Genomic DNA, 14,239 nt, shown 5'->3' on the forward strand with positions numbered 1-14,239 from the left:
CACGTGAATCACACCAATCCAAACCCAAATTCGCAAAATCAACACCACGAGAATCAAAAATCCCAACCAAAAGCCGGGATTTTAGGAATCGATGTAGAAGAAACGGGTCGCTTAGCGTTATTCGCTCGCGGCCCCCTTGATCGCACGCGGCTTGAAGGTGCCCGTCGGCCATTTAAAGCCCGACTGACGTAATGCCAGCAACAATATGACAATGCCCAGATAGACGAATGGTTCAATCTGGAAACCTTTGACCAGCCAAAGGTAGTGTACGACCGCGCATAGTGCGATTGGATACGTCAGCTTGTGCAGTTTGCGCCAAGTGGCCCCGCCAAGCTTACGGATCGATAGGTTGTTTGAGGTCACCGCCAGCGGGATCAACATGATAAAGCTTGCCATGCCGACTGTCACATAGGGGCGTTTGACAATTTCGGTCCACATCCGCCCAAAGGTGCCCACATCAAGCAGCGCCCAAACAAGGAAGTGCGCCAGCACTACGAAGAACGCGGTGACACCAATGGCGCGCCGGAACTTCATCAAGTTCAACCCAGTCCATCTACGTAGTGGTGTAACAGCAAGACCAAGCACGATCAGCTTTAGACCTAGCTCACCATATTCACGCTCTAGCGCATTGATCGGTTCGGGGCCCATTTGGTTAGTTGCGGCCAAATAGAACATCCAAACAACCCAAGCGCCCCCGACTATATATATAGTCCATGTCGGGATTTTGCGCAAACCGCTGTTGATTGTTTGAGATAGGATCATTGCAAGCTCTCCGCGCACCGGGTGAAATTAAAGTCATCGGGGATCGTCGATGTATATAGTGTGGCAACAACTAACCGTGCTGCACATTCAGACACAGCCGCACGGTCCAATGATGCTATGTCGATGAAAAGGACGTGAGATAGCCAGGCTGATGAACCCGCAGGCTCCCCGCGCATCAACCGCGCCACTTCAACACCACCTTGGTAAAGTCTAGATATCGCCCTGAGCGAGACGTTTTCCGGGTTTTCAATCGGTTGATCGACAAGCGTGCCATCTAGGATGACCACAGCATATGGTGGATAATAGCTCAACCCCACAGCGTCGGTCCAATCAGCGTGATCCACAACATCACCCGTATCCGCCGTTATGACATGATGAGCGAAGTCGGCAAATGGCGCGGCATCGCCAACCCACATGGCGCTATAATCAAAAGCAAACAGCACCCAAATATCCGTGCCGGGCATCAAGGGATGGCCACCAGCCATTCCGCGCAAAATTGAGTCCTCGAAAGCGACCGGGGGCATCTCGCCGAGCGATGCATCGGCAACAGCGCCCCCACCAGCAAGACATAACAAAAAACTGAGCAAAGCGCGCATCATCTCTAGAAATCTACCGACAGGTCCATCCCTTCATAAAGGCTGGCCACTTCGGGGTAGCCATTGAACATCAACGTATCTTGGCGTGATGCGAACAAGCCACCACCGATCACCCGTTCAGATGCTTGGGACCAGCGTGGGTGATCGACAGTTGGATTCACATTACTATAGAACCCGTATTCGCGGCGGTTTGCCTTATTCCAGCTGATGGGGGGTTCTTCGTCGGTCAGTGTGATGCGGACGATTGATTTGATCGATTTGAACCCGTATTTCCATGGCACGACCAAACGCATCGGCGCACCGTTTTGCTTGGCCAGCGGTTCATCATAAAGACCGGTCGCCATAATCGTCAGCGGGTGCATGGCCTCATCCAAACGCAGACCTTCGACATAGGGGAAATCCAGCACGCGGCGCTGTACGCCAATCATGTTTTCTGGTTGCACTACAGTTTCAAAGGCGACGTATTTCGCAGATGACTGCACGCCAACCTTATTCAAGATATCGGCCAACTCGATCCCGTTCCACGGCACGACCATCGACCATGCCTCGACACAACGGAAACGGTAAAGGCGATCTTCAACACTGAGGCCAGCCAGCAGATCATCCATCGCATAGTCGCCCGGATTATCGACAAGCCCATCAACCTTCACCGTCCAATTAGAGGTGTCCAAATTATGTGCATTCAGCGCCGGATCTTCTTTGCCAGTACCGAACTCATAGAAGTTATTGTAAGATCGAATTTCTTCGAGTGTGTTTGGCTCCAACCCATCTTGCGCCTGCGCGCCTCCAGCCAGACCAATTGCGCCCAATCCAACGGTGCCCGCTAGAATTTGGCGGCGGTTGAGATAAGCAGACTTTGGGGTGATGTCTGCGTGGCTTAGGTCATTTTTCCAGCGATAGGCCATTGTGGGCTCCGATTCATACGTTTCAAATCAGTATATAAGGTAGAACGTATGAAAGATGTCTCACGATGCCGCCAGCGCAGTGAAATGTTTCGGCCATTTTTATGGCCCTTATTTTGGCCGCATCAAGTAAACAAAAACAGTCACTTAGACGTCAGGCCCTTATTTTGCGGAGGGTAGCATCCCATAAGATGTCGTTTATTTTTGATCCAAATGCGACCTAAAGGGCGTAATCCCTTCGATGCTACCAAACATGCATCTGTCAATCATTGGGAGATACCAAATGCTACGTAGAACTTTTACCGCCCTGAGCGCCACCGCTTTGCTTGCCACCGCCGCATGTGCGGGTGGTCATTCAAAAGACATCGTTGATACCGCTATTGATGCTGGCTCTTTCTCTACCCTTGTGGCCGCGACCCAAGCTGCCGGTCTTGTTGAGACACTCAAGGGCGAGGGACCATTTACCGTCTTTGCCCCCACCGACGAAGCCTTTGCTGCGCTGCCCGCCGGAACCGTTGAAGCATTGCTTGCGGACCCAGAAGCACTGGCCGAAATCCTGACATACCATGTCATCGCGGGCAAGGTCATGTCCACCGATCTAAGCGACGGCATGATGGCTGCAACGGTGAACGGCGCTGATGTGACCATCACGACGACAGACGGCGTCAAAGTGAACGGCGCGAATGTCATCGCGGCTGATGTTGAAGCCTCAAACGGTGTGATCCACGTGATCGACGCGGTGATCCTGCCCCCAAGCTAAACGTTCTTTCTTAAATCGGTTATCCCGGCGCGATGCTGGGGTAACACGAACTAAGTTGCGAGCCAGGCCTCGGCTGCCGCACGCTCGGACATTTCAAAGCTCTTTATTGTCATGCCCGGTAACAGCGCGCCCTCAAACGCGGCGATCTTGCGCACCCATGCTGCATCGGCCAGCACTGCACATTTGCTGATTTTACCTAACAGGCCAAACAGTTTGGGTAGCTTTTCCATCTCCACGCCAATTGCGCCAAGTGTCGGCATCGCAATATCTGTGATCGTATAAAGCATTTGGCCATCTGTGATGCCTTCGACTTTGGTAAATAGATCCTCAAGCCCTTCGCGCATCATATCGGCATCAAGCACACCATCGATCGCCACATCAACACGCGTCGCCGATTGTTTTGTAACTTTGATCATTGGAATACCTCCGTTGTTTGCAGCAGCATCCTAGCAATTTGGGCAGCGAGTGTCGTTGATTTCGCGCAAGTCACGAAAATGGCGCCCCGCGAGGCGCCATTTTGGGTTAGTGTACAACCGTATCTTCAGGCGGTTTGCGTTTGCTGGATGACACGCGGCCACCGACCAGCAGCCCATCCGCACCAGCGCTTACCGCAATCACATCACCGTCCATGACGTCGCCACCAAGTATCATTTCGGCAAGCTGATCTTGCAGCGCGCGTTGGATCACGCGTTTCAACGGACGTGCCCCAAAGACGGGATCATAGCCTTCGTCGGCCAACCATTTCAGCGCAGCCTCATCCAGATCCAGCGTGATGTTGCGCGCGGCCAGACGTTTGGCCAACAGACCAAGCTGGATCGTGACAATCCCAGACATGTCCTCGCGGGCAAGCCGGTCAAAGATGATCGTTTCATCCAAACGGTTCAAGAACTCCGGCCGGAAGTGCGCCCGGACCGCATCCATCACATCGCGTTTAGCATCAGACGCATCTGCGCCATCTGGCAGCTGGCTTAGCGATTGCGCACCAAGGTTCGATGTCAGAATGATCAGCGTTTGCTTGAAATCAACTGTGCGGCCCTGACCATCGGTCAGCACACCATCATCAAGCACCTGCAACAGCACGTTGAACACATCTGGGTGCGCCTTTTCGACCTCATCAAAAAGGATCACCTGATAGGGTCTACGCCGCACCGCTTCGGTCAAAACGCCGCCTTCATCATAGCCAACGTAGCCGGGAGGCGCACCAATCAGACGCGACACGGCGTGTTTTTCCATGAATTCGGACATATCGATGCGCACCATCGCGCTATCGTCGTCGAACAGGTATTCGGCCACGGCTTTGGTCAGCTCCGTTTTCCCGACACCCGTTGGCCCAAGGAACATGAACGACCCAAGCGGACGGTTTTCGTCATTCAACCCGGCGCGCGCACGCCGCACGGCATTCGCAACGGCCTTCACTGCGGAGCGTTGACCGATGACACGTTTGCCAAGCTCGTCTTCCATACGCAGCAGCTTGTCACGTTCCCCTTCCAACATTTTGCTGGTGGGAATGCCTGTCCAACGCTCAACGACTTCGGCGATCTGTTCAGGGCGTACAGCTTCTTCAACCATCAGATCTTCGTTTTCTTCGGCCTCTGACAACTTGCGTTCAAGATCAGGGATCACGCCATATGACAGCTCTCCAGCTTTGCCAAGATTGCCTTCGCGTTTCGCGATATCAAGCTCGGCGCGCGCACGATCAAGCTGTTCTTTCACCTCGCGGGTGCCTTCCAGTTTGTCGCGTTCCGCCTGCCATTTCACCGTCATTTCTGACGCGCGGTCCTGCAGGTCGGCCAGTTCTTTTTCAAGCTTTGCAAGCCGGTCAACGGAGGCTTTGTCATCTTCTTTCTTCAGGGCTTCGCCTTCGATCTGAAGCTGCAAAATCTGCCGGTCAAGCGCGTCCAGCTCTTCGGGTTTACTATCAACCTGCATCCGCAACCGCGACGCGGCCTCGTCCATCAGGTCAATCGCTTTGTCTGGCAAAAACCGATCTGTGATATAGCGGTGTGACAGGGTCGCTGCGGCAACAAGCGCCGCATCCGCAATCCGCACACCGTGGTGCAATTCGTATTTCTCTTTAATACCACGCAGAATGCTGACGGTATCCGTGACGGTTGGCTCTTCGACCATCAACGGCTGGAAACGCCGCGCCAAGGCCGCATCTTTTTCAACGTATTTGCGGTATTCATCCAATGTCGTCGCACCGATGCAGTGCAATTCACCACGGGCAAGCGCAGGTTTGATCAAGTTGGCCGCGTCCATCGCCCCATCAGATTTGCCAGCGCCAACAAGCGTATGCATTTCGTCAATAAACAGGATGATTTCACCTGCCGCAGCTTCGATTTCCTTGAGCACGGCTTTCAACCGCTCTTCGAATTCACCACGATATTTCGCGCCCGCGATCAACGCGCCCATATCCAAGGACATAAGTTTTTTGTTGCGCAAGGATTCAGGCACATCACCGTCGATGATGCGCAGCGCCAGCCCTTCGGCGATCGCGGTTTTCCCGACGCCGGGCTCCCCGATCAGAACCGGGTTGTTTTTCGTACGACGTGACAAAATCTGCATCGCGCGACGAATTTCCTCATCACGACCAATGATCGGGTCGATCTTGCCTTGCTCGGCGGCTTCGGTCAGATCGCGCGCGTATTTTGACAGCGCTTCAAAGCTGTCCTCGGCGCTCGCACTATCGGCGGTGCGCCCTTTGCGGATATCATTGATAGCCGCATTCAGGTTCATCGGTGTCACGCCACCTGCTTCCAACGCGTCTTTGGCCTTGGATTTAATCACGGCAAGCGCCGTTAGCAGCCGTTCTACGGGAACAAAACTATCACCCGCTTTCTTGGCAATCTTTTCGGCCTCGTCGACGACCTTGGCAGTGTTATTGTCCAAATAGACCTGCCCGGCATCACCGGTCACTTGCGGAATTTTCGCAACATTTGCGTCGACAGCACTGCGCACGGCAGCAGCATCACCACCTGAACGGGTGATCAGATTGGCAGCAAGCCCTTCTTCATCGTCCATCAATGCTTTGAGCAAGTGTTCAGGTGCGAGACGTTGGTGGTTTTCGCGCATTGCGATCGTCTGGGCGGCTTGAACAAAACCGCGTGACCGCTCTGTGAACTTATCAAGGTTCATGAGTTTTCTCCTTCATGGTAAGCGCCCATTCGTCTGGGTGCCCACATCTGCGGCACACCCTGTTTGGGCCTCATTATTAAGATGGGTATCGCGTCCACGTTGCGCAAGAGGTCCGCAAGCGTTAGACCGCGCAAAACATGCAGCAAAGGAACCCGCTATGCCTGATGACCGTTTGATTGTCGCAATGGATGTCCCCAACGTGATCGCAGGGATGGATCTTGCCGAAAAACTTGGCGATAGCGTGAATTTTTATAAAATTGGACTGGGCATGCTGACGGGTGGCGGGCTCGCTCTTGCCAATGAACTTAAGCAAGAATTTGGCAAGCGTATTTTCTTGGATATGAAGTTCTTTGATATCGGCGCCACGGTCGAGGCCGCCGTGCGCGGGGTCGCCCAATATGATCTTGATTTTTTAACGGTCCACGGGGACCCGCATGTTGTACGCGCCGCCCGCGAAGGTGCTGGCGGTTCCGATATGAAGATTCTCGCAGTCACGATCCTGACGTCGCTTGATCGGGCTGACTTAGACGCCTCTTGCGTCAAACCCGGCGATATCGCTGATCTGGTCCAAGAACGCGCAGGCATTGCGCTGTCAAACGGTGCCGACGGTGTGATCGCATCCCCGCAAGAGGCCGCGTTGATCCGCGCACTTCCCGAAGCCGAAGGCAAACTGATCGTCACCCCCGGCGTGCGCCCGGTAGGTGCTGCATTGGGCGACCAAAAACGGGTGATGACACCCGCTGAGGCCATCGTGAACGGTGCTGATCATGTGGTTGTAGGGCGGCCAATTTGGCAGGCGCAAGACCCTGCCAGTGTGGCCCGCGAGATTGTCGCAGAAATGAACAGCGCGAAATCTATTCACTAAACATAGAAAGGCCCGGCGTGATCCGCCGGGCCTTATTGTTTAATCATTGATGTCTGTTTCCCAGACTTTCACCTGACCGTTACGTAGACCAAAGACCTTGCGCATCACCAGATATGACGCAAGCGATGCTAGCGCAAAGATCAACAAGGTAACCGCCAACCCTTTGGCCGAAATTCCAACCATAATCAAAATCCCCATGACTGCCGCGCCCAGCGCGAAGCCTAAGAAAATGTAACCAGGCAAAATAACTTCGAGCGTGGCGAGGACGACAGCGGCCGACATCCATACCCACCATTGTGTCCACAGTGGCATATTAACGTCCTTTCAACATTTTAAACGCGTCACCAAAGGCATCGACAGCATTCGCGGGCAGTACGATGGTCTGATTGCCCTCTTTCGATGCGACAGCTTGGAACGCTTCAACTTGCTTAAGTGCGACTTGATACTGGGCGGCCTCAAGACCGTTTTCAGCAATCGCAACCGCAACCACTTGGGTTGCATAGGCTTCGGCGTCGGCGCGCACACGGCGGGCTTCGGCTTCTTGCTTGGCGGCGTAAAGCTCACCTTCAGCCTGCAATTCGACCGCACGTTTGGTCCCTTCGGCCTCTGTCACTTGTGCACGGCGCGCACGTTCCGCATTCAACTGTTGTAGCATGGCGGCGCGTGTTGCGGCATCAAGGTTCACGTCCAAGATTTCGGCACGGGTCACTTCGATGCCCCAGTCATCAACCTGCTGGGCAACTTGTTCACGCACAGCATCGATCAAGGTCGCACGGTTGGCTTGCACTTGATCCAGTTCCATCCGGCCAATTTCAGACCGCACAATACCAGCAACAGTTGTCGAGATCGCGCCATCAACGTCGCGGATCCGGTAGACTGTCTTTTCTGGTTCAATAATCCGGTAAAACACCGATGTTTCGACCTGCACCAGCACGTTGTCAGATGTAATCGCATCTTGGGTCATCGCAGGCAGCTGACGCTCAAGGATCGACACTTTGTGGCGGACACGGTCCAGAAACGGCACAATAAAGTTAATGCCCGGCCCAAGCACCGAACGCAGACGGCCAAGCCGTTCAACAACGTATTTTTGCGATTGCGGTACAATCCGCACACCCGCAAGAATGCAGACAACAATAAACACGGCCAAAAGCACGAACAGCACATTCTGCCCAATGAGTTCAGCAATCAAATCTTCATTATTCATATTATATCCCTCTTTGTTATGAAGAGTAGATAGTCATGGTGCGCGGTGATTTCAATGTATACTGGTGTATACTGTACTGCTTCACTCTGTAGCACGGCTCACAATCCGCATGGATCAGCTATCATCGCAAATTGTAAATGTTGCCCCATTGTTCGCAATGCATGCAGGGCTTAGACTATCGCTATGCCCGCTCTATGCCGTGATTGCCTGACCACATTTGATAGCGAAACCCGTTGTCCTCAATGCCGCAGTCCACGCGTGACACGGCACCCAGAGCTATTTGATCTGTCGATCGCCCATATGGATTGCGACGCGTTCTATGCCTCTGTCGAAAAACGGGACAATCCTGAACTGGCTGATAAACCCGTTATCATTGGCGGCGGCAAACGGGGGGTCGTGTCCACCGCCTGCTATGTCGCCCGGATCAGGGGCGTGAAATCTGCGATGCCAATGTTTCAAGCAATGAAACTCTGCCCTGATGCCGTCGTGTTACCACCCCGGATGGAGGCTTATGCCAAAGCCTCCAAAGCCATCCGCGCGATGATGGATGCGCTGACCCCAATCGTTGAACCGCTCTCACTCGACGAAGCCTTCATGGATCTATCCGGCACCATCCGCCTGCACGGTGCGCCGCCCGCTGTGATGCTTGCACGGCTGATCAAACGGATGAAAGCTGAACTGGGGCTTAGCGGGTCCATCGGACTATCACACAACAAGTTTCTCGCCAAAGTCGCCTCTGATCTTGAAAAACCGCGCGGTTTTTCGATCATAGGCAAGGCCGAAACAACCGCGTTCCTGCGTCCCAAATCAGTCCGCCTGATCTGGGGAATCGGCCCTGCAGGCCAGACCAGCCTTAACAAAGCCGGCATTCAGACGTTTGACGATTTGCTGCGCTGGGACAGACGTGATTTGCATGACCGGTTTGGCGGCATGGGTGAGCGGCTTTATTCGCTTGCACGCGGCGAAGACGCCCGACGGATTTCAACGCGTGCCCCGATAAAATCGATCACCAATGAGACCACTTTCAGCGTTGATACCGCTGATCCCGAGATTTTGGACGGGCATCTTTGGCGGATAGCCGAAAAGGTCAGCGCGCGCGCCAAAGCAACGGATAAGGCCGGACGAGTTGTGACGCTCAAGCTGAAAACATCCGACTTTAAACTAATTTCAAAACGTCAAAGCCTGCGTCACCCAACGCAGATGACCGACACGCTCTACCGGACCGCGCATGACCTATTTGATCAAGTATCCGGGCGCGGCCCGTTCCGGCTGTTGGGCGTAGGGCTTTCAGAAATCGCCAGCCCCGATGGCGCCGACCGCGAAGGCGATTTGCTAGACCCTGAAGCGGAAAAGCGCGCGCGTGCTGAATTGGCCACCGATAAGATCAGGGCGAGGTTCGGGAAGGACGCGATTATTAAGGGGCGGTCATTGCGGTAGCGAGAAAACGCCCGTGTCAGTACGGTTACCTCTGAAGATCTGAACATCAAAGTCTGGACGATAGTAGAAAAACCTGAATGAAGAAGTAGGGCTTTATTCGTATGCGATTGCGGAAAGCCCACTTTAGGCCGACTGCATGGCTTCGCGTTCTACACCTGCTGATACCGCTCAATCAAATAGGTTATGACTTGTTCAACATTGCGCAAGCGATGATTTCTCCGTCACGCCGAGCAACAATGATGACCCTTGATGTAGGTAAAGTGTATACACGTGTATCTAATTTGTCGTCCAAATTGGGATCCTTGAGCGACAAAGCTAATTGATGCAGCTCAGACCTATCTTCAAACGAAAGACGAGTGTTCGTCGCCCTAATCTCATAAATTCGCTGAATCTCCGAACGCGATACACCTCTGTTGCACACAATGGGTTCCAGTCTATGAACCGCTTCCCATTTCTGTTGGCACGATTTCATAAGAACTCTACGCTCTTGGCCTCCAATCCACAATTCCTCAAAACCTAAGCCCCCAATAACGTTCTACTATTTCCGTTAAACACACACAGAATTCCAGCCACTGGATACCCTGCCATACGATTCAAACAACTTGCATTGAAGCTAAGAGCATTACCGCCGCCAAGGACACCCAAACAAAGTCCGTAGGGTGGGTCTTGACCCACCGCCCTCATGCTGGCTAGGCTGGCCCTAGCAGTCACGCACCACAAAGGGAGGGCCCAAGCTGAACATGCGTATATTTCGCCAACTTCAGCATGGTCCCCGCAACGCCCTGTAAATCCGTTTGCAGGGCTGATCATTGGTCAACGGCCGCCGATCTGTCCTTCCCGTCGCCACCGCGCGACACGACTGCTATGATCAGAGACACCAATGACACTTTTCCATATCAATGCTTTGGGCATGACCCTTGGCGATCCGCTATTTACCAACCTCACCCTGACTATTTCCAAAGGCGACCGGATCGGGCTCGTTGCCGCCAATGGGCGCGGGAAATCAACCCTAATGGGCTGTATTTCGGGGACGTTTGAACCCACAACAGGCGAGATCACACGCGCCCGTGGCTTGCGTATCGGGCATGTGGCGCAACACATTGCCTCTGACCAATTGACCCAAACGCTGTATGAATTTGTGTTATCAGCCCTTCCGCCAGAGCAAGCTGATTTTGAGGCATGGCGTGTGGATGTCGTGCTTGGTGATCTTCAGGTTCCCTATGATTTACAGCGCAAGATGTTGTCAGAATTGAGTGGCGGTTGGCAGCGCACGGCCCTTCTGGCGGCTGCTTGGGTTGTGGAACCTGATCTCCTTTTATTGGACGAACCGACCAACCACCTCGATTTGCACCGCATTGGCCTGCTGCAAAACTGGCTGACCGCGCTACCGCGTGACACCCCTGTCGTAATCACCAGTCATGACCGCGCCTTTTTGGACGCGACCACCAATCGCACATTGTTTTTACGCGCCGAACGGTCAAGGATGTTTCATCTGCCGTTCACTCCAGCCCGCGCTGCCTTGGACGCGGCTGACGAAGCCGATGAACGCCGTTTTACCAATGATCTGCACAAAGCGAGCAAGCTGCGCAAACAGGCCGCGAAACTCAAGAATATCGGAATCAACTCTGGCTCTGACCTGCTCATCACCAAAACAAAGCAGCTGAACGACCGGGCCGCCAAGATCGAGGCGGCCGCAAAGCCCGCCCACCAAGACCGGGGGGCGGGTGATATCAAGCTGACCAACAGCAGCACCCATGCGAAATCTCTGGTGACGCTTGATGATGTGGTGGTAACCACGCCTGACGGGCGGGCGCTTTATAAAACGGGCAAGAAATGGATCAGCCAAGGGGATCGGATCGTCCTTTTGGGCACCAACGGCACCGGCAAAACGCAATTGGTGAAGATGATTCACCGCGCGTTGATTGGTGACTCATCTCCGGTCAAATGCGCCCCATCTGTCGCCTATGGCTATTCCGATCAACACCTGAGCCAATTACATGATGCCGGCACCCCCATGACCGCCATTGCCGGGCAATTTGATATCGGCGATCAACGTGCGCGCGGGCTGCTTGCGGGCGCGGGCGTGAACATTCAGATGCAGGATACCAGAATCGGAGGGCTCTCGGGGGGGCAAAAGGCGCGGCTTGCGATGCTGATCCTACGTCTGCAGCATCCAAACTTCTACCTGCTAGACGAGCCGACAAATCATCTTGATATCGACGGGCAAGAGGCGCTTGAGGCGGAATTGATCGCGCATGGAGCATCATGTCTGCTGGTCAGCCATGATCGCAGTTTTATACGCAACATCGGAAATAGGTTTTGGTGGATCGACCGTAAACGCCTGATCGAAGTTGACGATCCGGAACCGTTTTTAGCATCAGAAATCGGTTAAGCAATAAATTGGGCCCGCTGTCCGCGCATAAAAGGCACCAGCATTTCGCGAAACGCCATGACCTTGGCGGCGGCCCAGACATCACGGTGCGCGACCACCCATATATCGGGATAGGGTTGGGGCGGCAGAATTGGGACCTGTACCAACCCATCGCTCGCTCGCCCTAGAAACAAGGGCATCCGCGCGACACCAAGCCCAGCCTGCGCCGCGGCACGGATAGCGACCATGTCGTCAAAGGTCATGCGAATACGGTGGTTTGGGTAAGACGGGTCAACATTTTTTGGCACCGCCATGTAGTCGGCATAAACGATCCAGTCCACAGAGCGAGTCGGATCATCTGCAATTGCCCGCGCCAGCGCAGGCGTTGCGAAACTGGCCGATTGCTGCGCGGTCAGGCGCAGCCCCTTAAGGCTGTCGCCGGGGTCGCGGCTGATACGGATCGCAAGATCCGCTTCGCGCCGGTTCAGATCAAGCAGGTCATTTGTCGCCCGCACATGCAGGTCGACGTCCGGGTAGGCCATACAGAATTGGTCAATCACCGGCGTCAGCACATGTGCGATCAAAAGCTGCGGCGCAGTTATCGTCAACGGCCCACGCAAAGTCGCATCACGCCCCTGGAGTGCGCGCATCAGCGTGTCGGTTTGCGCCTCCATTTTGGCCGCGTGATTAGCAACCAATACCCCCGCTTCGGTCGGTTGATACCCGTCGGTCAGCCGATCAAACAGAGCAACACCCAAGCTGGCTTCGGCCCGCGCAATGCGTCTTGCGACAGTCGTGTAGTTCAGTCCCAATTCTGCCGCCGCCCCAGCGAGCGACTCGCCTCGTACCAAGCACATGACTGTGCGCATATCGTCCCATGAAAGCTTCATGGCAAGATTATTTGCACATCCAAAATGCAATTACACGCGTTTTCGCATGTCCGCGTATTCGCTAAGTCGGAGATGTCATAAATGGAGAGACACAATGATCTACGCTTACGCCAGCCTGACCGTCACGAACCCCGAAGCGCTTGCTGTATACCGCGAAAAGGCCGGGGAAGCCTTGGCCAAACACGGTGGAAAAGTTGAAACCGCGACCGCAGCCGCCCGCGCGATTGATGGGGTACCCGCAATCCCTGACGCCGCCGCCTTACTTTCATTCCCCGATGCGGAATCCGCGCTTGCTTGGGCGCATGACCCTGAATTGTCAGATATTCATGCGTTGCGCCGCAGTGCCGGGGCTTCTGACATTGTCTTATTGGGGTAATCTGGGGCGGGGTGGATCAAGATCCACCCTACTCTGCCGCGATTTGTTGATCTGAGGGCATGTCGATTTCAGCGATTTGCGCAATCACCCCCGATATCACCGCCTGAATATGTGCAAAATCTGGTTTCGGGGTCAGCGTGTGTTCGTTCATGTAAATACCCCGGTCGATCTCTACTTGAATTGCATGTTGTGATCGGGAGGGATGCCCATAGCGCTGCACAATATAGGCCCCTGCAAAGGGCGCATTGCGCGCCACCCGAAAACCAGCATCCACGAATGCCTGTTCAACCTGGCCCATGATCTGCGGTGCTGCCGTTTTGCCAAACCGATCCCCAAGAACAATATCAGGAAGCGTCGTGTTTGGGCTGATCATCGTCGACAGAGCTTCATGCGGCATTGAATGGCAATCGATCAGAACCGATTGGCCATAAGCCCGGTTGCTTTCATCCATCAGCGTTTGAAGCTGATCATGATAGGGTCGCCAGAAATTGGCAATCCTATCATGCGCCTGCGCGAGCGTGATTTTTCCGCGGTAGATATGCCGCCCGTTGGCGACGACCCGCGGAATAACCCCCAACCCGCTAGCAATACGCGGGTTCTGTGGCTTACGGTGAATATCTTCGATCAACGCAGGATCAAATTCATCCGGACCGCGGTTCAGATCAACAAACGCACGCGGGGCAATAGCCCGGATCAGTGGCGCGCCAAAATCGGGCGCGGCCGCATATAGCTGATCCACAAACGCGTCCTCAGACGAACGGATCACCGTCCCATCGAGATCGACCTGCCCCATAAAAGCAGCCGTATAGTCGGACCCACTATGCGGTGAGGCAAAAACGACGCTTGTGTTGCGTTGGCTTGGACGCGTAATTTGGTAGGCATTATTGGACAAAAATCATATCCCTTCGGCGCATAGCATAACCTGAATTTTGTTTTTTCCA

General features: G+C 54.3%; 14 protein-coding genes. 5 read left to right on the forward strand and 9 right to left on the reverse strand.

The window, feature by feature from the left end; translation table 11 throughout:
• Positions 1–117: 117 nt before the first annotated feature.
• From msrQ to msrP, 3 genes are read right to left on the reverse strand one after another with little or no spacing between them, the layout of a single operon-like run.
• On the reverse strand, positions 118–762 hold the full coding sequence (gene msrQ, locus DS901_RS09655; RefSeq protein ID WP_113776740.1) for a protein-methionine-sulfoxide reductase heme-binding subunit MsrQ: 645 nt from the start codon (positions 760–762) through the stop codon (positions 118–120).
• Positions 759–1,361, reverse strand: a complete 603-nt coding sequence (locus DS901_RS09660; RefSeq protein ID WP_113776741.1) for a hypothetical protein — start codon at positions 1,359–1,361, stop codon at positions 759–761. The genes msrQ and DS901_RS09660 overlap by 4 nt, the downstream gene beginning before the upstream one ends.
• Positions 1,362–1,363: 2 nt before the next feature.
• Positions 1,364–2,263, reverse strand: a complete 900-nt coding sequence (gene msrP, locus DS901_RS09665) for a protein-methionine-sulfoxide reductase catalytic subunit MsrP (RefSeq protein ID WP_113776742.1) — start codon at positions 2,261–2,263, stop codon at positions 1,364–1,366.
• Between the two features lie 280 nt (positions 2,264–2,543).
• Between msrP and DS901_RS09670 the strand changes: the two genes are divergently transcribed.
• Positions 2,544–3,020: a fasciclin domain-containing protein gene (locus tag DS901_RS09670; protein ID WP_113776843.1), complete on the forward strand. Its 477-nt coding sequence runs from the start codon at positions 2,544–2,546 to the stop codon at positions 3,018–3,020.
• A gap of 50 nt (positions 3,021–3,070) precedes the next feature.
• Here DS901_RS09670 and DS901_RS09675 read toward each other — a convergent pair whose 3' ends face one another.
• A complete protein-coding gene (locus tag DS901_RS09675) occupies positions 3,071–3,436 on the reverse strand; it encodes an STAS/SEC14 domain-containing protein (protein ID WP_113776743.1) in 366 nt (121 codons plus the stop codon).
• Between the two features lie 106 nt (positions 3,437–3,542).
• A complete protein-coding gene (gene clpB, locus DS901_RS09680; RefSeq protein WP_113776744.1) occupies positions 3,543–6,155 on the reverse strand; it encodes an ATP-dependent chaperone ClpB in 2,613 nt (870 codons plus the stop codon).
• Between the two features lie 157 nt (positions 6,156–6,312).
• Between clpB and pyrF the strand changes: the two genes are divergently transcribed.
• On the forward strand, positions 6,313–7,020 hold the full coding sequence (pyrF, locus tag DS901_RS09685) for an orotidine-5'-phosphate decarboxylase (protein ID WP_113776745.1): 708 nt from the start codon (positions 6,313–6,315) through the stop codon (positions 7,018–7,020).
• A gap of 39 nt (positions 7,021–7,059) precedes the next feature.
• Here pyrF and DS901_RS09690 read toward each other — a convergent pair whose 3' ends face one another.
• Both DS901_RS09690 and DS901_RS09695 read right to left on the reverse strand, forming a co-directional pair.
• Positions 7,060–7,332 (reverse strand): NfeD family protein, encoded by a 273-nt coding sequence (locus DS901_RS09690; protein WP_113776746.1) that lies wholly within the window; start codon positions 7,330–7,332, stop codon positions 7,060–7,062.
• A gap of 1 nt (position 7,333) precedes the next feature.
• A complete protein-coding gene (locus tag DS901_RS09695; protein ID WP_113776747.1) occupies positions 7,334–8,224 on the reverse strand; it encodes an SPFH domain-containing protein in 891 nt (296 codons plus the stop codon).
• 183 nt (positions 8,225–8,407) lie between these two features.
• On the opposite strand from DS901_RS09695, the gene DS901_RS09700 reads away from it, so the two are divergent.
• Both DS901_RS09700 and DS901_RS09705 read left to right on the forward strand, forming a co-directional pair.
• Positions 8,408–9,661 (forward strand): DNA polymerase IV, encoded by a 1,254-nt coding sequence (locus tag DS901_RS09700; RefSeq protein WP_113776748.1) that lies wholly within the window; start codon positions 8,408–8,410, stop codon positions 9,659–9,661.
• Between the two features lie 880 nt (positions 9,662–10,541).
• Positions 10,542–12,053 carry an ABC-F family ATP-binding cassette domain-containing protein gene (locus DS901_RS09705; protein ID WP_113776749.1) on the forward strand — a complete coding sequence of 504 codons (1,512 nt, stop codon included), beginning with the start codon at positions 10,542–10,544 and terminating at the stop codon, positions 12,051–12,053.
• On the opposite strand, the gene DS901_RS09710 is transcribed toward DS901_RS09705, so the two are convergent.
• Positions 12,050–12,922, reverse strand: a complete 873-nt coding sequence (locus tag DS901_RS09710) for a LysR family transcriptional regulator (protein ID WP_113776750.1) — start codon at positions 12,920–12,922, stop codon at positions 12,050–12,052. The two genes, DS901_RS09705 and DS901_RS09710, sit on opposite strands and share 4 nt — an antisense overlap.
• A 94-nt stretch (positions 12,923–13,016) precedes the next feature.
• Here DS901_RS09710 and DS901_RS09715 point away from each other — a divergent pair, with 94 nt between their 5' ends.
• Positions 13,017–13,298, forward strand: coding sequence for a DUF1330 domain-containing protein (locus tag DS901_RS09715; RefSeq protein ID WP_113776751.1), 282 nt, complete (start codon positions 13,017–13,019; stop codon positions 13,296–13,298).
• 28 nt (positions 13,299–13,326) lie between these two features.
• Here the strand turns inward: DS901_RS09715 and DS901_RS09720 are convergent, their stop codons facing one another.
• Positions 13,327–14,190, reverse strand: a complete 864-nt coding sequence (locus tag DS901_RS09720; protein ID WP_113776752.1) for an N-formylglutamate amidohydrolase — start codon at positions 14,188–14,190, stop codon at positions 13,327–13,329.
• Between the last annotated feature and the right edge of the window lie 49 nt (positions 14,191–14,239).

Source organism: Loktanella sp. D2R18 (assembly GCF_003318235.1).
GTDB lineage: Bacteria > Pseudomonadota > Alphaproteobacteria > Rhodobacterales > Rhodobacteraceae > Yoonia.